The 20,273-nt window shown below is 69.8% G+C and carries 26 protein-coding genes; 16 read left to right on the top strand and 10 right to left on the bottom strand.

What is annotated here, in order from left to right; translation table 11 throughout:
* Positions 1-50: 50 nt before the first annotated feature.
* The 3 genes from ACLJQ7_RS30435 (at position 51) to ACLJQ7_RS30425 (ending at position 2,185) form a co-directional block, all read left to right on the top strand.
* Positions 51-743: a transketolase gene (locus ACLJQ7_RS30435; RefSeq protein WP_410651596.1), complete on the top strand. Its 693-nt coding sequence runs from the start codon at positions 51-53 to the stop codon at positions 741-743.
* 4 nt (positions 744-747) lie between these two features.
* Positions 748-1,638 carry a transketolase family protein gene (locus tag ACLJQ7_RS30430; protein ID WP_410651595.1) on the top strand — a complete coding sequence of 297 codons (891 nt, stop codon included), beginning with the start codon at positions 748-750 and terminating at the stop codon, positions 1,636-1,638.
* Positions 1,639-1,756: 118 nt separating this feature from the next.
* Entirely contained in the window at positions 1,757-2,185 is a 429-nt protein-coding gene (locus ACLJQ7_RS30425) for an NUDIX hydrolase (protein WP_410651594.1), read from the top strand.
* Here the strand turns inward: ACLJQ7_RS30425 and ACLJQ7_RS30420 are convergent.
* The 3 genes from ACLJQ7_RS30420 to ACLJQ7_RS30410 all read right to left on the bottom strand — a co-directional run bounded on the left by ACLJQ7_RS30420 (position 2,171) and on the right by ACLJQ7_RS30410 (position 4,301).
* Complete coding sequence (locus ACLJQ7_RS30420) at positions 2,171-2,839, bottom strand: NIPSNAP family protein (protein ID WP_410651593.1); 669 nt, start codon at positions 2,837-2,839, stop codon at positions 2,171-2,173. The genes ACLJQ7_RS30425 and ACLJQ7_RS30420 overlap by 15 nt on opposite strands.
* A 37-nt stretch (positions 2,840-2,876) precedes the next feature.
* Complete coding sequence (locus ACLJQ7_RS30415) at positions 2,877-4,049, bottom strand: acyl-CoA dehydrogenase family protein (protein WP_410651592.1); 1,173 nt, start codon at positions 4,047-4,049, stop codon at positions 2,877-2,879.
* 72 nt (positions 4,050-4,121) lie between these two features.
* On the bottom strand, positions 4,122-4,301 hold the full coding sequence (locus tag ACLJQ7_RS30410) for a hypothetical protein (RefSeq protein ID WP_410651591.1): 180 nt from the start codon (positions 4,299-4,301) through the stop codon (positions 4,122-4,124).
* Positions 4,302-4,437: 136 nt separating this feature from the next.
* On the opposite strand from ACLJQ7_RS30410, the gene hisH reads away from it, so the two are divergent.
* The 3 genes from hisH (at position 4,438) to ACLJQ7_RS30395 (ending at position 6,227) form a co-directional block, all read left to right on the top strand.
* Positions 4,438-5,061, top strand: a complete 624-nt coding sequence (gene hisH / locus ACLJQ7_RS30405) for an imidazole glycerol phosphate synthase subunit HisH (RefSeq protein ID WP_410651689.1) — start codon at positions 4,438-4,440, stop codon at positions 5,059-5,061.
* Positions 5,062-5,070: 9 nt separating this feature from the next.
* Positions 5,071-5,808, top strand: coding sequence for a bifunctional 1-(5-phosphoribosyl)-5-((5-phosphoribosylamino)methylideneamino)imidazole-4-carboxamide isomerase/phosphoribosylanthranilate isomerase PriA (gene priA / locus ACLJQ7_RS30400; protein WP_410651590.1), 738 nt, complete (start codon positions 5,071-5,073; stop codon positions 5,806-5,808).
* Positions 5,809-5,888: 80 nt separating this feature from the next.
* On the top strand, positions 5,889-6,227 hold the full coding sequence (locus ACLJQ7_RS30395) for a DUF1330 domain-containing protein (RefSeq protein WP_410651589.1): 339 nt from the start codon (positions 5,889-5,891) through the stop codon (positions 6,225-6,227).
* An 11-nt stretch (positions 6,228-6,238) separates the two neighbouring features.
* Here the strand turns inward: ACLJQ7_RS30395 and ACLJQ7_RS30390 are convergent, their stop codons facing one another.
* The 5 genes from ACLJQ7_RS30390 to ACLJQ7_RS30370 all read right to left on the bottom strand — a co-directional run bounded on the left by ACLJQ7_RS30390 (position 6,239) and on the right by ACLJQ7_RS30370 (position 9,960).
* Entirely contained in the window at positions 6,239-6,625 is a 387-nt protein-coding gene (locus ACLJQ7_RS30390) for a PPOX class F420-dependent oxidoreductase (RefSeq protein ID WP_410651588.1), read from the bottom strand.
* 209 nt (positions 6,626-6,834) lie between these two features.
* Entirely contained in the window at positions 6,835-7,758 is a 924-nt protein-coding gene (locus ACLJQ7_RS30385) for an NADP-dependent oxidoreductase (protein WP_410651587.1), read from the bottom strand.
* 28 nt (positions 7,759-7,786) lie between these two features.
* On the bottom strand, positions 7,787-8,791 hold the full coding sequence (locus ACLJQ7_RS30380; protein WP_410651586.1) for a hypothetical protein: 1,005 nt from the start codon (positions 8,789-8,791) through the stop codon (positions 7,787-7,789).
* Positions 8,788-9,306 carry an RNA polymerase sigma factor gene (locus tag ACLJQ7_RS30375; protein WP_410651585.1) on the bottom strand — a complete coding sequence of 173 codons (519 nt, stop codon included), beginning with the start codon at positions 9,304-9,306 and terminating at the stop codon, positions 8,788-8,790. The genes ACLJQ7_RS30380 and ACLJQ7_RS30375 overlap by 4 nt, the downstream gene beginning before the upstream one ends.
* 27 nt (positions 9,307-9,333) lie before the next feature.
* Positions 9,334-9,960 carry a TetR family transcriptional regulator gene (locus tag ACLJQ7_RS30370; RefSeq protein ID WP_410651584.1) on the bottom strand — a complete coding sequence of 209 codons (627 nt, stop codon included), beginning with the start codon at positions 9,958-9,960 and terminating at the stop codon, positions 9,334-9,336.
* Between the two features lie 39 nt (positions 9,961-9,999).
* Here ACLJQ7_RS30370 and hisF point away from each other — a divergent pair, with 39 nt between their 5' ends.
* The 5 genes from hisF (at position 10,000) to ACLJQ7_RS30345 (ending at position 12,937) form a co-directional block, all read left to right on the top strand.
* Positions 10,000-10,773 carry an imidazole glycerol phosphate synthase subunit HisF gene (gene hisF, locus ACLJQ7_RS30365; RefSeq protein WP_026466775.1) on the top strand — a complete coding sequence of 258 codons (774 nt, stop codon included), beginning with the start codon at positions 10,000-10,002 and terminating at the stop codon, positions 10,771-10,773.
* 2 nt (positions 10,774-10,775) lie between these two features.
* Positions 10,776-11,159: a hypothetical protein gene (locus tag ACLJQ7_RS30360; RefSeq protein ID WP_410651583.1), complete on the top strand. Its 384-nt coding sequence runs from the start codon at positions 10,776-10,778 to the stop codon at positions 11,157-11,159.
* On the top strand, positions 11,149-11,499 hold the full coding sequence (gene hisI, locus ACLJQ7_RS30355; protein ID WP_410651582.1) for a phosphoribosyl-AMP cyclohydrolase: 351 nt from the start codon (positions 11,149-11,151) through the stop codon (positions 11,497-11,499). Before ACLJQ7_RS30360 ends, hisI begins: the two co-directional genes overlap by 11 nt.
* A gap of 112 nt (positions 11,500-11,611) precedes the next feature.
* Positions 11,612-12,145 carry a hypothetical protein gene (locus tag ACLJQ7_RS30350; RefSeq protein WP_410651581.1) on the top strand — a complete coding sequence of 178 codons (534 nt, stop codon included), beginning with the start codon at positions 11,612-11,614 and terminating at the stop codon, positions 12,143-12,145.
* A gap of 411 nt (positions 12,146-12,556) precedes the next feature.
* Positions 12,557-12,937: a hypothetical protein gene (locus tag ACLJQ7_RS30345; protein WP_410651580.1), complete on the top strand. Its 381-nt coding sequence runs from the start codon at positions 12,557-12,559 to the stop codon at positions 12,935-12,937.
* A gap of 32 nt (positions 12,938-12,969) precedes the next feature.
* Here ACLJQ7_RS30345 and ACLJQ7_RS30340 read toward each other — a convergent pair whose 3' ends face one another.
* Positions 12,970-13,575: a TetR family transcriptional regulator gene (locus ACLJQ7_RS30340; RefSeq protein WP_410651579.1), complete on the bottom strand. Its 606-nt coding sequence runs from the start codon at positions 13,573-13,575 to the stop codon at positions 12,970-12,972.
* 95 nt (positions 13,576-13,670) lie between these two features.
* Here ACLJQ7_RS30340 and ACLJQ7_RS30335 point away from each other — a divergent pair, with 95 nt between their 5' ends.
* The 5 genes from ACLJQ7_RS30335 (at position 13,671) to trpA (ending at position 18,799) form a co-directional block, all read left to right on the top strand.
* On the top strand, positions 13,671-15,233 hold the full coding sequence (locus tag ACLJQ7_RS30335) for an anthranilate synthase component I (RefSeq protein WP_125789630.1): 1,563 nt from the start codon (positions 13,671-13,673) through the stop codon (positions 15,231-15,233).
* Positions 15,226-15,783: a Trp biosynthesis-associated membrane protein gene (locus ACLJQ7_RS30330; RefSeq protein ID WP_410651578.1), complete on the top strand. Its 558-nt coding sequence runs from the start codon at positions 15,226-15,228 to the stop codon at positions 15,781-15,783. The genes ACLJQ7_RS30335 and ACLJQ7_RS30330 overlap by 8 nt, the downstream gene beginning before the upstream one ends.
* Before the next feature lie 192 nt (positions 15,784-15,975).
* Positions 15,976-16,785 carry an indole-3-glycerol phosphate synthase TrpC gene (trpC, locus tag ACLJQ7_RS30325; RefSeq protein WP_020630310.1) on the top strand — a complete coding sequence of 270 codons (810 nt, stop codon included), beginning with the start codon at positions 15,976-15,978 and terminating at the stop codon, positions 16,783-16,785.
* Positions 16,782-18,011 carry a tryptophan synthase subunit beta gene (trpB, locus tag ACLJQ7_RS30320; RefSeq protein ID WP_410651577.1) on the top strand — a complete coding sequence of 410 codons (1,230 nt, stop codon included), beginning with the start codon at positions 16,782-16,784 and terminating at the stop codon, positions 18,009-18,011. Before trpC ends, trpB begins: the two co-directional genes overlap by 4 nt.
* A complete protein-coding gene (gene trpA / locus ACLJQ7_RS30315; RefSeq protein WP_410651576.1) occupies positions 18,008-18,799 on the top strand; it encodes a tryptophan synthase subunit alpha in 792 nt (263 codons plus the stop codon). Before trpB ends, trpA begins: the two co-directional genes overlap by 4 nt.
* Before the next feature lie 20 nt (positions 18,800-18,819).
* Here trpA and ACLJQ7_RS30310 read toward each other — a convergent pair whose 3' ends face one another.
* Positions 18,820-20,193: a glutamine synthetase family protein gene (locus tag ACLJQ7_RS30310; protein WP_410651575.1), complete on the bottom strand. Its 1,374-nt coding sequence runs from the start codon at positions 20,191-20,193 to the stop codon at positions 18,820-18,822.
* Between the last annotated feature and the right edge of the window lie 80 nt (positions 20,194-20,273).

Genomic DNA, 20,273 nt, shown 5'->3' with positions numbered 1-20,273 from the left:
CGCCAGATTAGCCTTGACTTCGACCTAAGTCGAGGTTGCAACCTCGGTTCATGACCACCGACACCAAGACCGGCTACGAGGATCTGCCGAGGCTGATCTCGTTGATGACCGGGGACGAGAAGCATCAGGCGGCCGCGGAGTCCACAGTGGACGTCCTGTGGGTGCTCTACGACCGTGTGCTCGACATCACTCCGGAGACCGTCCGTGATCCGGGCCGCGACCGCTTCCTGCTGTCGAAGGGCCACGGCCCGATGGCCTACTACGCGGTGCTGGCGAAGAAGGGTTTCTTCCACGAGGAAGAACTCGCCGACTGGACTTCGGCCGAGTCCCGGCTCGGTCACCATCCCGACCGGGCGAGGCTTCCCGTCGCCGAAATCTCCAGCGGATCACTCGGGCACGGGCTCCCGCTGGCCATCGGCACCGTTTTCGGCCTGCGCGCCAAGGGATTCCGCGACGCCAAGGTCGTCACCCTCATCGGTGACGCGGAGCTCGACGAGGGCTCCAACTCCGAGGCCATCGCGGTCGCCGGCCGGATCGGCATGCCGCAGCTCACCGCCGTCGTCGTCGACAACTCCTCGGCCACGCACGGCTGGCCCGGCGGGATCGCGCGCCGGTTCGAGGTCGAAGGCTGGACGACCCGCACCGTCGACGGCCGCGATCACGACGCGCTCCACGAAGCCTTCACCACCCCCCATCCGGACCGGCCGCTCGCCGTGGTCGCGACCGTCGAGCGAAAGGCCTGAACCCGTGGACATGCGTGAAACGTTCCTCGAAGCCGCCGCCGAGGCGCTCGACACCGACCCGAACGTCGCCGTCGTGCTCGCCGACATCTCCGCGGCACAACTCGCCTTCGCCGCGCGGAAACATCCCGACCGGGTGCTCAACGTCGGCATCCGCGAGCAATTGATGATGAGCACCGCGGGCGGCCTCGCGCTGGCCGGGATGCGCCCGATCGTCCACACCTTCTCGTCGTTCCTCGTGGAGCGGGCTTTCGAGCAGGTCAAACTCGACCTCGGGCACCAGGACGTCGGGGCCGTGCTGGTGTCCTCGGGCGCGTCCTACGACATGCCGACCGCCGGGCGGACACACCAGGCGCCCGGGGACGTCGCCCTCATCGACACGCTGCCGGGCTGGACCGTGCACGTGCCGGGGCATCCCCAGGAGGCCAGGCGGCTGCTGCTCGAGTCCATCCCGGGCGACGGACGCGTCTACCTCCGGCTTTCCGCGCAGGAGAACGCGAAAGCGCATCTGGGCGCGGGTCTGCAAACGCTGCGCGAAGGCGGGCGAGGGGTGGTGGTGGCCGTCGGGCCGATGCTCGACCGGACGCTGGAGGCGACCGCCGATCTCGACGTGACCGTGCTCTACACCTCGACCATCCGGCCCTTCGACGCCGCCGGGCTGCGCGCGGCCGTCGCCGCCGCCGGGACCACCGACGTCGTGCTGATCGAGCCGTACCTCGCGGGAACGTCGGCGCACGCGGTGACGGACGCGTTGTCGGAAACGCCGCACCGGCTGCTCTCCCTCGGCGTCCGGCGCGACGCGGAAGTGCGCATCTACGGCGAAATGGCCGATCACGACCTCGCGCACGGCCTCGACGCCGGCTCGATCGCCTTGTCCGTCAAGGAATTCCTCCGCTAGCGTGCTGCGCCGGCAGCTTGTACTGGCTGTACCTGCGCTTTCGGCCGTGCGTCCAGCGGGAAGCCGGGCCGCCGAGAAGGCCTACGAATTTCCGGCGCAGGACGCTAGCGTCACCAGGATGACGAAGATCCGCCCACTCGCGCTCGGGGTCATCCGCCGCGGTGAAGACCTTCTCGTGTTCGAAGGCCGCGATCACACCGAAGGGGTGACCTACCACCGCCCGCTCGGCGGCGGGATCGAGTTCGGGGAGACCGCCGCCGAGGCGCTGCACCGCGAATTCCAGGAGGAACTCGCGGCGGAGCTGACCTCCGTCGAGCAGATCGCGGTGCTGGAGAACGTCTACACCTACGAAGGCAGGCCAGGGCACGAGATCGTGTTCCTGTTCACCGCGGACCTGACGGACAAGACGTTTTACGAGCGTGACGAGGTCGGCGTGGTGCTCGACGACGGCGCACGCGTGCACTGGCTGCCGATGGCCGACGTGGCCGGCGGCAGGGCGATCCTGTACCCGGACGGACTCGCGGACCTCCTTTCAGCGCAGGGCTGACCGCACGGTCGGCGTCAGTTCCCGCTGGTGCCAAGGGTGTTCGAGTTTGCCCGCGAGTTCGGCGCCTGTCCTGGCGAGGAGTTCCCGGTGTTCTTCGGTGAACTTGGCGAACCAGACGAACACCGACTCACCTTCCCGCACGGGTAGACGGGGGAAGGTGTTCTCCGCGGGCTCCGTTTCGAAGTGGCCGAACGTGTCCACGCCGGATTCCCGCAAGGCGGGCGCCACGTCGTCCGCGAAGTAGGCGGAGAACTCCTTGACCGGGACGGCCGGATGGCACACCGTCACCAGCACCCGGGAATCCCCGGCGCCGCCGGGCGCGGGGAACCCCGGCCCGGACGGACGCAGCAACAGGACGTCCGAGGAGTCGATCATCGTCTCGTTCGCCGCCGGGCCGTGCTCTCGCCACACGGGCCCGGAGTAGAACGACGCGAGCGCGGCCCGCCTGGCCTCCATGTCGCGGAAACCGCGCAGCCACGCGAACTTGTCCGGCTCCGCCGGCTCGCGGAAGAGCCCGAACAGGCGCATGCCACAGGCTTCCTGGCTCTCCACGAACTCGCGCTCGAAGAGCTCGATCAGCTCGTCCCGGCGGCCGGGGCGCAGCGTGTACCGGCGCAGCTCGACGACGGACTGGAACTCGGGGGAAACGGTCATGCGCGGACGATAGATGCCCGCACCGACAATTCCGGGCTCAGCGGAAGGCGGCCAGACCGGTGACCGACTGGCCGAGCGAGAGCGCGTGCATCTCTTCGGTGCCTTCGTAGGTCAGCACGGTTTCCAGATTCGACATATGCCGCATCACCGGGTACTCCAGCGAAATCCCGTTGGCGCCGAGCATGGCGCGCGCGGTCCTGGCGACCTCCAGCGCGGAGCGGACGTTGGCGAGCTTGCCGAAGCTGACGTGGTTGTGGTGCAGCGTCCCGGCGTCCTTGAGCCGTCCGATCCGCAGCGCGACCAGACCGGCGCGGTTGACCTCGACGACGAGATCGGCGAGCTTGCGCTGGGTGAGCTGGAACCCGGCCAGCGGTTTGCCGAACTGTTCCCGGCTCAGCGTGTACTCCAGCGCGGATTCATAGCAGGAGCGAGCGGCGCCGACGACGCCGAACAGAATCCCGTACCGCGCCTCGTTCAGGCAGGACAGCGGTCCGCGCAGTCCCCTGACCTCGGGGAACGCCGCGGAATCAGGCAGGCGGACGCCGTCGAGCGCGAGTTCCGCGGTCAGCGACGCCCGCAGTGACAGCTTGTGCTTGACCTCGTTCGCGCTGAAGCCCGGCGTGTTGGTGGGAACGACGAAGCCGCGCACGCCTTCGTCGGTCTGGGCCCAGACGACCGCGACGTCGGCGACGGTTCCGTTGGTGATCCACATCTTCGTGCCGCTCAGCACCCAGTCCGAGCCGTCGCGCACCGCGCGGGTCCGCATACTGCCGGGGTCGCTGCCGGCGTCCGGTTCGGTCAGGCCGAAGCAACCGAGCGCCTCACCGGCGGCCATCCGGGGCAGCCACTCCTGCTTCTGCTCCTCGGTGCCCCATTTGTGGATCGCGTACATCGCCAGCGAACCCTGCACCGAGACGAAACTGCGCAACCCGGAGTCGACGGCCTCCAGTTCCCGGCAGGCGATGCCGTAGGCGACGGCGCTGGTGCCCGCGCAGCCGTAATCCTCCAGGTGCATGCCGAGCAGTCCGAGCTGCCCGAACCCCTTGGCGAGCTCGGCGGCGGGCAGCGCGCCCGTCTCGTACCACTCGGCGACGTTCGGCAGGAGCTGGTCCTGCGCGTACGAGCGCACGGCGTCACGCATGGCCCGGTCCTCGGCGGTGAGCTCGGCGTCGAGATCGAGGAAGTCGCGCGGATCCGGCCTGCTGCTCATGCGGTCACTCCTGGTCGGCTCGGTGGGGCATCTTCCCATGAAGAAAACCACACACACGACCGGAGTCGGGTGTCAGTGATCCCGCCATCCGGTGGTCTTCGTCACCTGTACCGATGCCGCGGCCGTCCGGGTGGGGGCGGAGCGCCGCTTCTGCGCCGGGATCAGCAGCTCCGCGAAGGTAGGGAAAGGCACGCTCTCGATGTCTTCCCGCCAGGCGCTGAGCAGGCGGGTCAGGTCGTCGGCGTCCTGCATCGTTCCTCCACAAGTGCAGGGCGGTCCTGCGCCGGCCTTTCACTCGGAGTCGCTATTACCCAGAAGAGTGAAGGTCGAAACAGGAAATCGGGGAAAGATCCGGTCCGCTAACCTGGGGCGCGTGGCTAATCCTCGCGTGGTGATCCTGGACTACGGGTCCGGCAACCTCCGGTCCGCCGAACGTGCCGTCCAGCGCGCCGGTGCCGACGTCGAGGTCACCGCCGACCCGCATGCCGCGCTCGAGGCCGACGGCCTGGTCGTCCCCGGAGTCGGTGCCTTCTCCGCCTGCATGGAGGGGCTGCGGTCGGTGTCGGGGGAGAAGATCATCGGCAAGCGCCTCGCCGGCGGCCGCCCCGTGCTGGGCATCTGCGTCGGCATGCAGATCCTGTTCGAACGCGGGGTCGAGCACGGCGTGGAAGCCGAGGGCGCGGGGGAGTGGCCGGGCACGGTCGACCGGCTCGAGGCCGACGTCCTGCCCCACATGGGCTGGAACACCGTCCGCGCACCGGAGGATTCGCAGCTGTTCGCCGGTCTGGACGCGGACACGCGGTTCTACTTCGTGCACTCCTACGCCGCGCGGACCTGGGAACTGGACTCCGGCCTCGCCGGGCAGCAGCCCAAGGTGACCTGGGCGAACCACGGCCAGGACTTCGTCGCCGCCGTCGAGAACGGGCCGCTCTGGGCGACCCAGTTCCACCCCGAGAAGTCCGGGGACGCCGGGGCACACCTGCTGCGCAACTGGCTGAAGAGCCTGTCTTAGAGTGGGCGCGTGACTTTCACGCTCCTTCCCGCCGTTGATGTGGCCGATGGCCAGGCCGTGCGACTCGTCCAGGGCGAGGCCGGCACCGAAACCTCCTATGGCAGCCCGCTGGAGGCGGCGCTCGCCTGGCAGCGCGACGGGGCGGAGTGGATCCATCTGGTGGACCTCGACGCCGCGTTCGGCAAGGGTTCCAACCGCGAACTGCTCGCCGACGTCGTGGCGAAGCTCGACGTCCAGGTGGAGCTGTCCGGTGGCATCCGCGACGACGCCTCGCTGGATGCCGCGCTGGCCACCGGCGCCCGCCGCGTCAACCTCGGCACCGCTGCGCTGGAGGACCCGGAGTGGACCGCGAAGGTCGTCTCCTCCTACGGCGACCGCGTCGCCATCGGGCTGGACGTGCGGATCACCGAGGCCGGGCACCGGCTGTCCGCCCGCGGCTGGACGCAGGACGGCGGTGACCTCTGGGAGGTCCTCGACCGGCTCGACCGCGACGGCGCGCAGCGCTACGTCGTCACCGACGTGAGCAAGGACGGCACCCTCCAGGGGCCGAACATCGACCTGCTGCGCGAGGTCGCCGCCCGCACCGACGCGCCGGTCATCGCCTCCGGTGGTGTGTCCAGTGTGGACGATCTCCGCGCGCTGGCCGCGCTGGCCCGCGACGGTGTCGAGGGATCCATCGTCGGCAAGGCGCTCTACGCCGGCGCGTTCACCCTCCCCGAGGCGCTCGCGGCCGTCGCGGAGTTCTGAGCTTTACCTCCCGGGTAATCGACGCCACGCGCCGGCTCGGTCAGGATTCCTTCCAGGACAACGAAACCTGGGAGGACATCATGACCGCGTACGGTATCGCCCACCTTCGCCCCACCGGTGCGCCGACCGAGGAGGTTCTCGAGTACCTGGAGCGGATCCAGGACACGCTCGATCCCTTCGGCGGCAAGTTCCTCGTGCACGGGAACGAGGTCGAGGTCCTCGAAGGGGAGTGGCCGGGAGCGCTGGTGATGATCGGCTTCCCGAGCCTGGCCGTGGCCCGCGAGTGGTACGCGTCGGCCGCCTACCAGGAGATCCTGCGTCTGCGGGCGGATCACATCCCTGGCGATCTGATCCTGGTGGGCGGTTGCGGGCCGGACCACGACTCGGCGGCGATGGCGGCGGCGCTGCGGAACGCCTGATCGCCGAGGGGCTACTCGGCGAGGTCGATCGCGATGCCCACGGTCCGGTCCTTCGGCCCCCGCAGCCTGCTGAAGAACATCGTGACCCGCCCGGTGATGCCGTACTTACGGGCGATCACCTTGCGCACGCGTTCGGTCTCGTCGAGGTCCAGCAGCCGTGCCTCACCCGCGACGACGTCGCCGTGGGTCTTGGCGCCGCGGAAGTCGCAGGCCTGGACCTCGACCCGGCCGCCGTTGCGGATGCGCTTGACCTTGCCCGCCTTCCGCTCGGACCAGATCACCAGTTCGCCGCCGTCGCCCGCCGCCCAGACCGGGGTCGGCACCGGGGTGCCGTTCTTGCGGAAGGTGGTCAGGACGACGTACTTCTCGGCGGCGATCCGCTCGAACTCCGATCCCATGTGGAGAGTCTAGGGCGTCCGGCGACTCCTGGACCGCCACCGTGGCCTCAGCAGCCCCACCAGCCCCACCAGTCACAGCAGGTGCGCGTGAAGGCCCCCTTCCCTCGGCTCAGCCGAGGAAACTCGACCCTCACACCTTGCCGAAGTACATGAAGGCCCCTTTCCTTGCGCCAGGCGCAAGGAAAGGGGCCTTCATGTACTGGAGAGGCTTACGGGACCAGGACGAGCTTGCCCCGGACATGGCCCCCTTCGCTCTCGTCCTGGGCCGCGGCCGCTTCGGCGAGCGGGTACGCGCGGGCGATCGGCAAGTCGAGTTCGCCCTCGGCGGCGAGCGCGGCGCCTTCGGCCAGCGAGCCGGGGACCTGCTCGGCCGGAGAACCCGACGTGAAGCGGACACCGTGGTCGGCCGCGTCCGGCGCGGCGATGGTGATGACCCGCTTCGGGCCACCGGTCAGCTCGACGAGGGTGGCGAGCGAGCCGCGTCCGGAGGTGTCGAAGGACGCGTCGACGCCCTGCGGCGCGACGGCGCGTACGCGCTCGGCGAGCCCTTCGCCGTACTGCACCGGGACGGCACCCAGCGAGCGCAGGTAGTCGTGGTTCGCTTCGCTGGCGGTGCCCACGACGGTGAGCCCGCGTGCGACGGCGAGCTGGACGGCGATGGTGCCGACGCCACCCGCCGCGCCGTCGATGAGCAGCGTCTCGCCTTTCTGGAGATCCAGAAGGTCGAGGGCGCGGTAGGCGGTGTTGACGACCGCCGGCAGTGCCGCGGCCAGCTCCCAGGAGAGTTTTCCGGGCTTGCGGATCAGGTTCGCGGGATCCGCGAGGACGTACTCCGCGTACCCGCCGATGCCGGACCCGAGGACCTCGTCACCGGCCGCGAACCCGGACACCCCGTCGCCGACCGCGTCGATCACGCCTGAGATGTCCCCGCCGGGGACGGCGGGGAACTTCGCCGGATACACCTCGGCCATCAGCCCGGAGCGGATCTTCCAGTCGATCGGGTTCACGCCCGCGCCCCGGACGGCGACCCTGACCTGGCCGGGCCCCGGCACGGGAAGCTCCCGTTCGAGGACGCGCAGGACCCCGGAGTCGCCGTACTCGGTGAACGCGATGGAGCGGTAGGTGTCCGTCATGCCGTCGACAACCGCCGCCCGCCGGTCACTATTCCGGCGGCTTCCCGAACCAGCTGTAGTCACCGGGGATGAGCTGCAGGCCCTCGGCGATGTCGGCCAGCGTGGCCCGGTCCCGTTCGCCCGACACGGTGAGCCAGCGTCCGCCTTCGACCTGGACGGCGACCGTTTCGTCCAGCTGTCCGAGCCGCCCGTTGCGCGTGGGAAGGGCGAGGCCGTCGAGGCCCCGGATCTTGAGCGGCACGGGCGCGGCGTCGCCCGCGTCCGGCCGTGCGCCGCCGATCCTCGCCGTGACGACCGCCGCCGCGCCGGGTTGCCCGGAACGGGTGGCTTCGAGCTCGGTCGTGCCCCCGTCGACCATCATGGCCAGGTTCACGCCGGACAGCTCCAGGTCGGCGGGCAACCTGCCGAACCGCAGTTCGCCCGAAACCCGGGCGCGGCCGTCCCTGACCATCTCGTCCGCGATCCGCTGGCCCACGCCGCGCGGATCCCGCACGTCGTGCAGGGTCAGGTTCAGCACGTACGCGCCGTCGGGCGACCAGGTCAGCATCGTCGCGTCGCCGTAGACCTCCGAGACCATGCCGACCCTGCCGTGCACGATGATCTGGTTCGGCGCCGGGGCGATCGTCCACGGCCCGCGCCGCTCGTCCAGCGGAGTGGTGGTCAGCTGGATCTGGCCTGCGTCGCCGCCACTCCACGTCCTGGTCTGAGGCGCGGGGTAAGGCTTCGCGGAGCGGGTCATCTCCTTGAAACCGTCGGGCAGCCAGCCCGGTTTGTACGGCAGCACCGACCAGTCCGCGTCGCGCGGGGACGCGGGCGTGACCGCGGTGTAGGCCCGCAGGCTCAGCGGTACGCCGAGCGCGATGATCGCGACCGCGACCGCGGCCGCGACCAGCGCCAAAGCCATCCTCGGACGGCTACGCGACCGTTGGGTCAGCGCGTCGCGGATCTCGGCCCCGTCGGGTGCCCGCGTCGCCAGGTGTTCGAGGCTCTCCCGGATCAGGTCCTCGGTGTGCTCGTCACTCAGTCGGGTCATTTGCGGGCTCCCGTGGGCTGCTCGGACGGGGAGGACACGGACGGACCGGTTTCCCGCAGCGTCGCGAGCGCGCGCGAAATCTGGCTGCGCACGGTCGACGTCGCGCAGCGGAGTACCGCGCCGATCTCCTCGTCGGAGTAGTTCTCGTAGTAGCGGAGCACGATCGCGGCGCGTTGTTTGCGCGGGAGCTTCGCGAGCCGGCCCAGCATCGCGTCGCGTTCGTCGTACTCGATGGCGTGATCGGAGACCGGCGGGCTCATCAGGTCGAGCGCTTCCGGTGACGACGGCGTCACCCGGCGGACCGCCAGCCGCCTCCGCCACGAGAGGTACTCGTTGGTCACCATCCGGCGGACGTACGTCGGCGGCGAGTCGATCTTCGGCCAGCGTTGCTGAGCACGCAGCAGCACCTCCTGGACGATGTCCTGCGCCAGGTACGGATCGTCGGTCAGGACGGTCGCGTAGCGCAGGAGCCCGTCCAGGCGATCCGCGACGAACTCGTCGAAGGTCGCAGGCACGTGTCCCCCTCAGCCGGTGGTCTCGCTCTAGTGACGCGCGAGACCGCCCTCGTGATGCATCGGCGGCCGAACTTTCTCGGCGCCGGGGGTCAGGTAGTACTGCGCGACGGGGGCCAGCATCGCGACGATCTCCTCCTCCGAGGCGTTGACCAGCGGCGGGAGCCCGATGACGTAGCGCAGCAGCGCGAACCCGATCATCTGCGCGGCGATCCCGGCCACCCGCACCTTCGGCACGCCGCGTGCTTCGGCGACCCGCGCCAGCACCGCCCGTTCGAGGAACTGCCGCATCATGGTCGCGACCTGCTCGTTGGTGGTCGCGGACCGGATCATCGCCAGGAACGGCGCGCGGCCGTCCGGCGCCTGCCAGAGGCCGAGGAACGCGCGGACGAGACGTTCGCCGATCTCCTCCTCGGGGCCTTCGAGGATCCGGGGGACCAGCTCGCCCGGGTCCACCGGCAGGTTCATCGACGCGGCGAAGAGCCGTTGCTTGGTACCGAAGAAATGGTGCAGCAGCGCCGCGTTGACCCCGGCGTCGGCCGCGATGGCGCGTACGGTCGCCCCGTCGTAACCCTGTTCGGCGAACCTGCGCCTCGCCGCGTCGAGGATCTCCTCCCGCGTCTCGGTCGGCCCGGGCCGCCGCCCCGCCTGTGCCATCCCGCGAGCTTAGAACGGCCCTTGACTACGCTTGTCCCCATGTCAGTCGCAGTCAGGGTCATCCCGTGTCTCGACGTCGACGCGGGCCGTGTGGTGAAGGGCGTCAACTTCGCCGACCTGCGCGACGCCGGCGACCCCGTCGAACTCGCCCGCCTGTACGACGCCGAGGGCGCGGACGAGCTGACGTTCCTCGACGTCACGGCTTCCTCCGGGGATCGTGAGACCACCTTCGACGTCGTGCGCCGGACCGCGGAGCAGGTGTTCATCCCGCTCACCGTCGGTGGCGGCGTGCGCACGAACGACGACGTCAACCGGTTGCTGCGCACGGGCGCGGACAAGGTGAGCATCAACACCGCCGCCATCGCGCGGCCGGAATTCCTGCGCGAGGCGTCCCGCCGGTTCGGCGCGCAGTGCGTCGTGCTGTCGGTGGACGCGCGGCGGGTTCCCGAGGGGACCGAACCGACCCCGTCCGGTTTCGAGGTGACCACGCACGGCGGGCGCCGCGGCACCGGGATCGACGCCGTCGAGTGGGCCGCGCGCGGCGAGGAACTCGGCGTCGGCGAGATCCTGCTCAACTCGATGGACGCCGATGGCACCAAGAACGGCTTCGACCTAGAACTCCTGACCCAGGTGCGGGCGGCGGTCCGGGTCCCGGTGATCGCCAGCGGTGGCGCCGGCGCGCTCGAGCATTTCCTGCCCGCCGTCGAGGCGGGCGCGGACGCGGTGCTCGCGGCCAGCGTGTTCCACTTCGGACAGTTGAAGATCGGCGAGGTCAAGGGCGCGCTGCGCGCCGGGGGAGTCGTGGTCCGGTGATCATGGCCAAATGGAAGGACTCCGCCGAGGTCAAGGTCGTCTGCGCGCTGCTGCTCGGGCTCGCCCTCGCCTACCTCGCGATGGCCGCGATCCTGATGTTCGCGCCGTACTCCACCGCGCGGACGTTCCTGCTGCCGGGGACGTCGCTGGTGCTCGGCGGACTCGTCGTGGCGGGACTGGTGCTGAAGATGTCTTCGGCGCGGTTCGCCGGTTTCGGCGTCAGCTTCCTGTTCGGGTTGCTGCACGCGCTGTCCATGCTGGCGGCGGAACTCTTCTGGGTGAAGATCGTCTCCGGTCTGCTGTTCGCCGGGTACATCTACACGGCGGTCCTGCTCAACTCGACGCCGGTGAAACGGCACCTTCTCGGAGCCACGAATGACGCTTGACCCCGCCCTCTCGGATCGCTTGAAGCGCAACGCCGACGGGCTGATCGCGGCCGTCGTCGTCGAACACTCCACCTCAGACGTCCTGATGATGGCGTGGATGGACGACGAGGCGCTCGAGCGCACCCTCACGACGCGGCGCGGCACCTACTATTCGCGCAGCCGCAAGGAACTGTGGGTCAAGGGCGAGACCTCCGGCCACGTCCAGCACGTGCGCGAGGTGCGGATCGACTGCGACGGCGACACGGTCCTCCTCCGCGTCGACCAGACCGGTCCGGCCTGTCACACCGGCACGCACACCTGCTTCGACACCGGCGAACGGCTGCTGCTGGCCGACGGGTGAGTCGCTTCCCCGGCTCTACACTCGGCAGATGGATCTGGGGCGGGAAGAAGACGAACGACGTGACCGGGCCGGGCTGAGACGGCGGCGTGGAGCGCGCCCTGACGGAGTGACGATGTGGTCCTCGTCGCCGGACACGTCCGGTGACGAGGAGTTCCCCGTCCGAGATCCGTTCGTGGTGATGCGGGCGCGGTCGGCTTGTGCCGCCGTGATCGGTTTCGCCGGAGCCGTCCTGATCGGTGTGGGGGTCTTCGTGCAGGGTGTGCTCCCCGGCCTCACTGACGCGGCCTACGCGATCCTCGACGATTTCAGCGCGTACGCGATCCTCGCCGGGGTGGGCGCGATCGGGTACGGCTTCTGTTCCTTGATCATGTGGCAGCGCCGGTACCGGTCTGTGCGGGCGACGGGGTGGAGCGACGCCATGGCGACCCTCGGAACCATGGGCAGCGGTCTCTACATCACGGCTGCTCGGGCCGATGGAACCAGGGTGCTGCTGGAGGTCTGCGTCTCGCCGAAAAAGGTGACCGAGTACCTGGACCTCGCCCCGAAACCGATCAAGGTCGGTGGTTCCGGCAACCGGGTGGTCGTGCTCATGCCCGCTGGGTACTGGGACTACCGGGATCGCGTGATCCGGGTGCTCTCCGTCTGATAGCGGCCTCCCGGCCCGCTCACTCGTACGCTCGGCCGAGGCTCGCGGTTCCCCCCCCCCGAGAGACAGTGAACTCGTTGTCCGGAAACGCCGGTGTCCGGCGGTTATTCTCGCCGCATGAAACCGGGGCGGGGGAAGAGAAGGCCGGGTAAGCCCGACCGGCCGAGAAGACGTCCGCACGTCGCCGGGCGGCCGCGGTCCACTTCGGACGGTGACGTCACCGAAGGCATGGCCCGCTGATACCCGAAGCCGTGGCCGCCCGCTGATCAGGAAACTGTCGCACTTCAAGGTACGCGCGCCGGCGTTCACGGTGCTGTGGCCGGCTTTCTTCGTCGCTTACCAGGTACGTATCGATCTTTCCCGGAAGGCGGCCGTGGAGCCGGCGAAGACCGGATCCACGTGGAGGGCACGGTGGAAAAGGTCGAGCTGTCGTCCAAACCGAAGCGCGACAAGATCACGCTCACCTATCCGCGGGCAGGTCTCTGGCCTACGCGCCAGGAGATCCCACGAAGCTGGTGGCGTTCGATGGGCACGTCGTCGACTCCGCTGTCTTTCTCCGCTTTTTTGAGCATTCCGGCGTGCCTGGGCGCCAAGATCGACGTCCATCTCGAGCATGACCACAAGTTGCTCCAGACGCGACGGTCGCTGCGGATCGCTCCCCGGGTCCGGAAGGCTCCCGTTTTCGTCGGCGGCGAGGAAACCGACATGATCGTGATCTTCCCGAGCGGGCGGTTCTTCAAGGGCAGGCTCCACACGGTGCCCGTCAAGGAGAACGAGCCGGACACGGACTGATCGGACGGACGACACGCGAGTCGTCCGTCGGCTCAGTCGACCTTCCCGGTCAGATACCGCTGCATCGTCGGCGCGATCGCGGTCACCAGCGGCTCGATCTCGCTCGAAGCCATCGGCTCGAATTTCGCGACGTACCGGACCATGCCCATGCCGACCAGCTGGGACGCGCACAGGGTCGTCCGCAGTTCGATGTCGTCGGAGCCGATGTCGCCGATCACCTTGGTGAAGAAGTTCTGGAAGAACCCGCGCAGCACCTGGGCCGCCTGCTCGTGCCCGGCGACGCTGCGGACGAGCGCCTGAAACACGTCGCCGCCCGCGCCGTCCCACCGGGTGAGGAAGGTCCGCACGATCCGCTGCCCGAATTCGTCGTCGGGGCCGTCTTTCAGCTCGGCGACGAGTTCGCGCGGGTCGAAGGGGAGCTTCAGGATGGCTTGCCCGAAGAGGCCTTCCTTGCTGCCGAACCAGTGGTTGACCATCGCCGCGTCGACCCCGGCCCGCGTCGCGATCGCGCGCACCGTCGCGCCGTCGAAGCCGCTCTCGCCGAACACCGCGCGGGCCGCTTCGAGCAGTGCGGTGCGGGTGTCCTGTCCGCCGGGGCGCCGTCCCCGGCGCCGCGCGGTAGTGTCGTCAGCAGCCATGGCGTCATCATGAACGGACCAGGCCCGAAATTCAACATCCTTTGAATTCATCCCCGCGTCCTCGCCCGCACGGGCGTTGCAGCACAATGAGCGACATGGTCAGCGCCGCAAATGCCAGCCCGTCGGGGCTCGGCTCGGTCAGCCCTTCGCGCGACGAGTTCCGCGCGCTCGCCGAGGGCCGTCGCGTTATCCCCGTCGTCCGCCGCGTGCTCGCCGACGGTGAGACCCCCATCGGGGTCTACCGCAAGCTCGCCGCCGACCGGCCGGGGACGTTCCTGTTCGAATCGGCGGAGAACGGCGCGTCCTGGAGCCGATGGTCGTTCATCGGCGTCGACAGCCCCGCCGCCCTGACCGTGCGTGACGGCAAGGCCGTGTGGACCGGCACCCCGCCGGTCGGCCTGCCGACCGAAGGCGACCCGCTCACCGTGCTGCGGGAGACGGTCGCCGCGCTCCACACCGAGCAGCTGCCCGGGATGCCGCCGCTCACCGGCGGCATGGTCGGCTACATCGGCTACGACGCCGTCCGCTGGCTCGAACGGCTCCCCGAACTCGCCGAGCGCGACCTCGACATCCCCGAGCTCACCATGCTCCTGGCGACCGATCTGGCCGCCTTCGACCACCACGAGGGCACCGTCACGCTGATCGCCAACGCGGTCAACTGGGACGACTCGCCCGAGCGTGTCGACGCCGCGTACGACGACGCCGTCGCGCGGTTGAACGCGATGACCAAGCAGCTGCACGTCGCGGCCCCGGCCACGGCCGCCGTCTTCGACCGTCCCGCGCCCGAATTCACCCGCCGCCGCTCCAAGCCGGACTTTCACGCGGCCGTCGAGAAGGCCGTCGAGGCGATCAAGGCGGGCGAAGCGTTCCAGATCGTGCCGTCGCAACGATTCGAGATCGAGACCCAGGCCGACGCGCTGGACGTCTACCGCGTACTGCGCACGTCCAATCCGAGCCCGTACATGTACCTGCTGCGCCTGGACGGCTTCGACATCGTGGGATCCAGCCCGGAGTCGCTGGTCACCGTGCGGGACGGCCGCGCGACAACGCATCCGATCGCGGGCACCCGCTGGCGCGGCGCCGACCCGGAGGAGGACGCGCAGCTGGCCAAGGACCTGCTCGCGGACGAGAAGGAACGCGCCGAGCACCTGATGCTCGTCGACCTCGGCCGCAACGACCTCGGCAAGGTCTGCAAGCCCGGCACGGTGCGCGTCGTCGACTTCTTCGACGTCGAGCGCTACAGCCACGTCATGCACATCGTCTCCACGGTCACCGGCGAACTCCTCGACGACAAGACGGCTTTCGACGCCGTCACCGCCTGCTTCCCGGCGGGGACGCTCTCGGGTGCGCCGAAGGTCCGCGCGATGCAGCTGATCGAGGAACTGGAGCCGACCCGCAGGGCGCTCTACGGCGGCGTCGTCGGGTATCTCGACTTCGCCGGTGACGCCGACACCGCGATCGCGATCCGCACCGCGCTGATGAAGGACGGCACCGCGTACGTCCAGGCAGGCGGGGGAGTCGTCGCGGATTCGGTGGCCGACTACGAGGACAACGAGTCGCTCAACAAGGCCCGCACCGTGCTGTCCGCCGTCGCGGCGGCGCAGACGATGATCGCGGCGGACGAACTCGACCCGGCGGGTGACAGCACTCGTGTCTGAGGCCCCCGCGAAGAAGGCCAAGCGTCCACTGTGGATCGCCGTGGTGGGCCTGCTGCTGGGCGCGGTCGCGCTGTGGGGTTCTTCGCAGCTCGTCTGGTTCGCGGAGTTCCGCGACGGTGGTGTGCGCGGCACGGTGCTGTACACGGAAACCGGTTCACAGCGTGCGGTTGCGCTGATTCCCCTGGCGTTGCTGGCGCTCGCCGGCACGGCGGGGCTGATCGCCACCGGCGGCTGGCCACGCCGGGTGCTCGGCGTGGTACTCGCCGTGGCCGGTGTCGCCGCGGTGTGGATCGGCGTGGCCGGCGGCTCGCTGAGCGGGTTCGCCGAGGGCCTCCCGGTCGGCCAGATGCTGGGAGCCCGCGGTCTCGCGATCCTCGGGGGAATTCTCGTGACGGCGGGCGGGTTGGCAGCCATCAAGGGCGCGGGCCGGATGCCTCGCCTCGGCACGAAGTACTCGGCGCCGGGGGCGAAGAAGAAGGCCGCCAAGGATCCGGAGACCGAGCTGTGGGAGGCGCTGTCCGAAGGCGAAGATCCCACCGCGACCCGGTGATGGCCGCGGAAAACGCGCGTTTTCGAGATCTTCGCCGCGAAAGATGACACGGTTGGCATTCGGAGTAACGGACATACCCGGAACCAGGCCGTATCCGTGCGGGGGTTAGCATCGTTTCGGCGGGAAGGGGAAGGTTTTTGTGAGCGACCTTGCGAAGGAATCCGTGAGTACGACGGCCGGTGAGGAACTCCGGTGAGCGTGCTCGAAGACATCGTCGCCGGCGTCCGTGCCGATCTCGCCGAGCGCGAGGCGGTTCTGCCGTTCGACGAACTGAAGAAGCGCGCGACCCAGGTCGCGCCCCCACGTGACGTGCTCGCGGCCCTGCGTGAGTCCGGTATCGGCGTCATCGCCGAGGTGAAGCGGCGCAGCCCCTCCAAGGGTGACCTGGCTGAGATCCCCGATCCGGCCGCGCTGGCGAAGGACTACGCCGACGGCGGCGCCAGGGTGATCAGCGTGCTGACCGAGCAGCGCCGGTTCGGCGGTTCGCTCGCCGACCTCGACGCGGTCCGCGCGGCGGTCGACATCCCGGTGCTGCGCAAGGACTTCATCGTCAGCCCGTACCAGGTCCACGAGGCGCGGCTGCACGGCGCGGACATGGTCCTGCTGATCGTGGCGGCCCTGGAGCAGAACGCCCTGATCGCGTTGCTGGACCGGGTCGAATCCCTCGGGATGACCGCGCTGGTCGAGATCCACAACGCCGAAGAGGCCGACAAGGCCCTCGAAGCCGGCGCGAAGGTGATCGGCGTCAACGCCCGCAACCTGCACACCCTCGAGGTCGACCGGGACGTCTTCTCGCGGCTGGCCCCCGGCCTGCCGATGGACGTCTTCAAGATCGCCGAGTCCGGCGTGCGCGGCCCCGGCGACCTGATGTCCTACGCGGGTCACGGCGCCGACGCCGTCCTCGTGGGCGAAGGGCTCGTCGCTTCGGGTGACCCGAAGGGCGCGCTGGTCAAGCTGGTCACCGCCGGTTCGCACCCCGCTTGCCCGAGGCCTTCTCGATGAGCGTGGAGTACACCGAGACACCGCACGGCGAGCACGATCCGGACGGCCGGGGCTACTACGGCCCGTACGGCGGCCGGTTCATGCCCGAGGCCCTGATCGGCGTCGTCGACGAGGTCGCGGCCGAATACGACAAGGCGCGGCACGATCCGGAATTCGTCAACGAGTTCCGGCGTCTTCTGCGTGACTACGCCGGACGTCCGTCGCTGCTCACCGAGGCCAAGCGCTTCGGTGAGCACGCCGGCGGCGCCCGGATCTTCCTCAAGCGCGAAGATCTGAACCACACCGGTTCGCACAAGATCAACAACGTGCTTGGCCAGGCGTTGCTCACCAAACGGATGGGCAAGAAGCGGGTCATCGCCGAGACCGGGGCCGGGCAGCACGGCGTGGCCACCGCCACCGCCTGCGCGCTGCTGGACCTGGAATGCATCGTCTACATGGGCCAGGTCGACACCGAGCGGCAGGCGCTGAACGTGGCGCGCATGAAGCTGCTCGGCGCCGAGGTCGTCCCGGTGAAGACCGGTTCGCGCACGCTCAAGGACGCGATCAACGAGGCCCTGCGCGACTGGGTCACCAACGCCGACACCACGCACTACCTGTTCGGCACGGCGGCGGGCCCGTACCCGTTCCCGATGATGGTGCGGAACTTCCACAAGATCATCGGCGAGGAGGCCCGCGTCCAGATCCTGGAGCAGGCCGGGCGCCTGCCGGACGCCGTCGCGGCCTGTGTCGGCGGCGGGTCGAACGCGATCGGCATCTTCCACGGCTTCATCGACGACGCCTCCGTGCGCCTGGTCGGGCTCGAGCCGGGCGGTGAGGGCATCGAGGGCAACCGCCACGGCGCCACGCTGACCAAGGGCACCCCGGGCAACCTGCACGGCGCGATGACGTACCTCCTGCAGGACGAGGACGGCCAGACCGTCGAGTCGCACTCGATCTCCGCTGGCCTGGACTACCCGGGCGTCGGCCCGGAGCACTCGTGGCTCAAGGACAGCGGCCGTGCCGAGTACCGGCCGGTGACCGACGCCGAGGCGATGGACGCGTTCAAGCTGCTGTCGCGCACCGAGGGCATCATCCCGGCGATCGAGTCGGCGCACGCGCTGGCCGGCGCGCTGGTGCTCGGCCGCGAACTCGGCCCCGAGGGGCTGATCATCGTGAACCTGTCCGGTCGTGGCGACAAGGACATGGACACGGCCGCGAAGTACTTCGGCCTGGTGGAGAACGCATGAGTGGGTTGGACGAACTCTTCGCCAAGACGCGCGAGGAGCGTCGCGGAGCCCTGATCGGGTACCTCCCGGCGGGCTTCCCGACGGTCGACGGGTCCAAGGACCTGCTGGCCGCGGTGGTCGACGGCGGCGCCGATCTGGTCGAGGTGGGCGTGCCCTACTCCGACCCGGTCATGGACGGCCCGACGATCCAGGCCGCGTCGGTGAGCGCGCTCTCCGGCGGTTTCAAGCTCAAGCACCTGTTCGAGGTCGTCGAGTCGGTGTCGTCGCGTGGCGGCAAGGCCGTCGTGATGACGTACTGGAACCCGGTGCACCGCTACGGCGTCGACCGCTTCGCGCGGGACCTGGCCGCCGCGGGCGGGCTCGGACTGATCACCCCGGACCTGATCCCGGACGAGGCCGACGAGTGGATGGCCGCCTCCGAGCAGCACGGTCTGGACCGGATCTTCCTGGTCGCGCCGTCCTCCTCGGAGGAGCGGATCGCCAAGACCGTCGAAGCCTCCTCGGGTTTCGTGTACGCGACCGCCGTGATGGGCGTGACCGGCGCCCGTGACCAGGTCGGCGTACACGCCGAGGACCTGGTCGCGCGCACCCGCGCGCACACTGACCTGCCGATCGGCGTCGGGCTCGGCGTCCGTTCCGGCGAGCAGGCGGCGCAGGTCGCCGGATTCGCGGACGGCGTCATCGTCGGCTCCGCGCTGGTGACCGCCGCCGCGAGCGGCCTGGACGCGGTCCGGGAGCTTTCGGCCGAGCTGGCCGCTGGTGTGCGGAAGACCGTCGCCCCCGCTTGATCGAAGGCGCGGCGGTGGTCTCAGTGCCGCCACCGCTGCGCTTCGGTGATCTCCGCCGGGCTCGCGTGCGCGAACCGCTCGATCTCCGCCCGCCGCACGTCCACGATCGTCGTCGCCAGCGGAGCGCCGAACGCGGCCGCCAGGTCCTTGTCCGCCTCGAAGGCCGCGACGGCCTCCTCCAGCCGCTGGGGCAGCCGCTCGATCCCGCGGGCGGCGCGATCCTCCTCGGTCAAGGTGCCAGGGTCGACGTCGAGCGGCTCCGGTAGTGACGCTGCCTCGTCGGTTCCGGCCATTCCGGCGAACAGCAGCGCGGCCGCCAGCAGATACGGATTCGCGGTCAGGTCGAAGCATTTGACCTCGAGGTTCGCCGCCGAGTGACGGTTCCCGGCGACGCCGCGCACCAGCCGCAGCGGCGTCTCCCGGTTCTCCAGCCCCCACGCGGCGTACACCCCGGCCCAATGGTGCGGCTCCAGCCGCAGATAGCTGACGACCGACGGCGCCCCGATCGCGAGCAGCGCCGGCAGCCGCCGCAGGATGCCCGCGCTGAACGACTCGGCGACCGGCGTCAGCCCGAAAACCCTTTCCCCGCCGGAGAAAAGGTTCCGCGCGCCGTCCCAGACGCTCAGATGCACATGCCCGCCGTTCCCGACGCCGGCGGGCGCGAACTTCGGGGTGAAGGACGCCTTCAGCCCGTGCCGGTGGCTGAGCGCGCGGATCGTCTCCTTCGTCAGGACGGCGACGTCGGCCGCGCGGACCGGGTCGGCCGCGGTGACGGACAGCTCGAACTGACCGTCGGCGTACTCGGGATGGATCTGCTCCACCCCGGCCCCCTGTTGGTCCAAAGTGGACACCAGGGCACGGAGATAGTCCGCGTGCTCGGATAGTCTCGCGTAGCCGTAAGCCGGACCCGCGGTGGCCGACGTCGGATCGTCCGGGGCGCCCGCCGCGGTGATCACCCATTCGATTTCGAAGCTCATCCGTGCCCGGTGCCCGCGGGCGGCGAGCCGATCCACCGCCCTCGCCAGGAGAGCACGCGGATCCTGCGGATGCGGTTCGCCATCCTGGTCGAATTTCGTCACCGGTGCCCAGGCCCAGCCGGGCTGCCCGGCGAGCACGGTCAGCGCGTCGAGGTCCGGATGAAGCCGCAGGTCACCGACCGGGCCGAGGGAATGCTCACCGCCGGTGATGACGTCGTCCGAGCCGAAGAAGTCGAAGGACTTCGAAGCACCGACACCCCACGCCGCCGCGGACGGCAACGTCCGCAGCGGCACCGCCTTCACGCGCGCGATCCCGGCGTTGTCCACGAAGGTCAGCGCCACGAGCTCGACACCCCGTGCCCGGAGCTCCCCGGTGAGGGCGGTCGCGCGGGCGGTCAGTGCTTCCCGGTTCACCATGGTTCCTCATCCTGGCCCCGATCGGAGCCCCTTGCCACGCCCGGATCCGGTCATAGGGTGAGGCCGCACTCGTCGACCAC

Source organism: Amycolatopsis sp. cmx-4-54, from assembly GCF_046548895.1.
Taxonomy (GTDB): domain Bacteria; phylum Actinomycetota; class Actinomycetes; order Mycobacteriales; family Pseudonocardiaceae; genus Amycolatopsis.
Note: the sequence above shows the minus strand (reverse complement) of the source record. Positions and strands in the feature narration are given on the sequence as shown.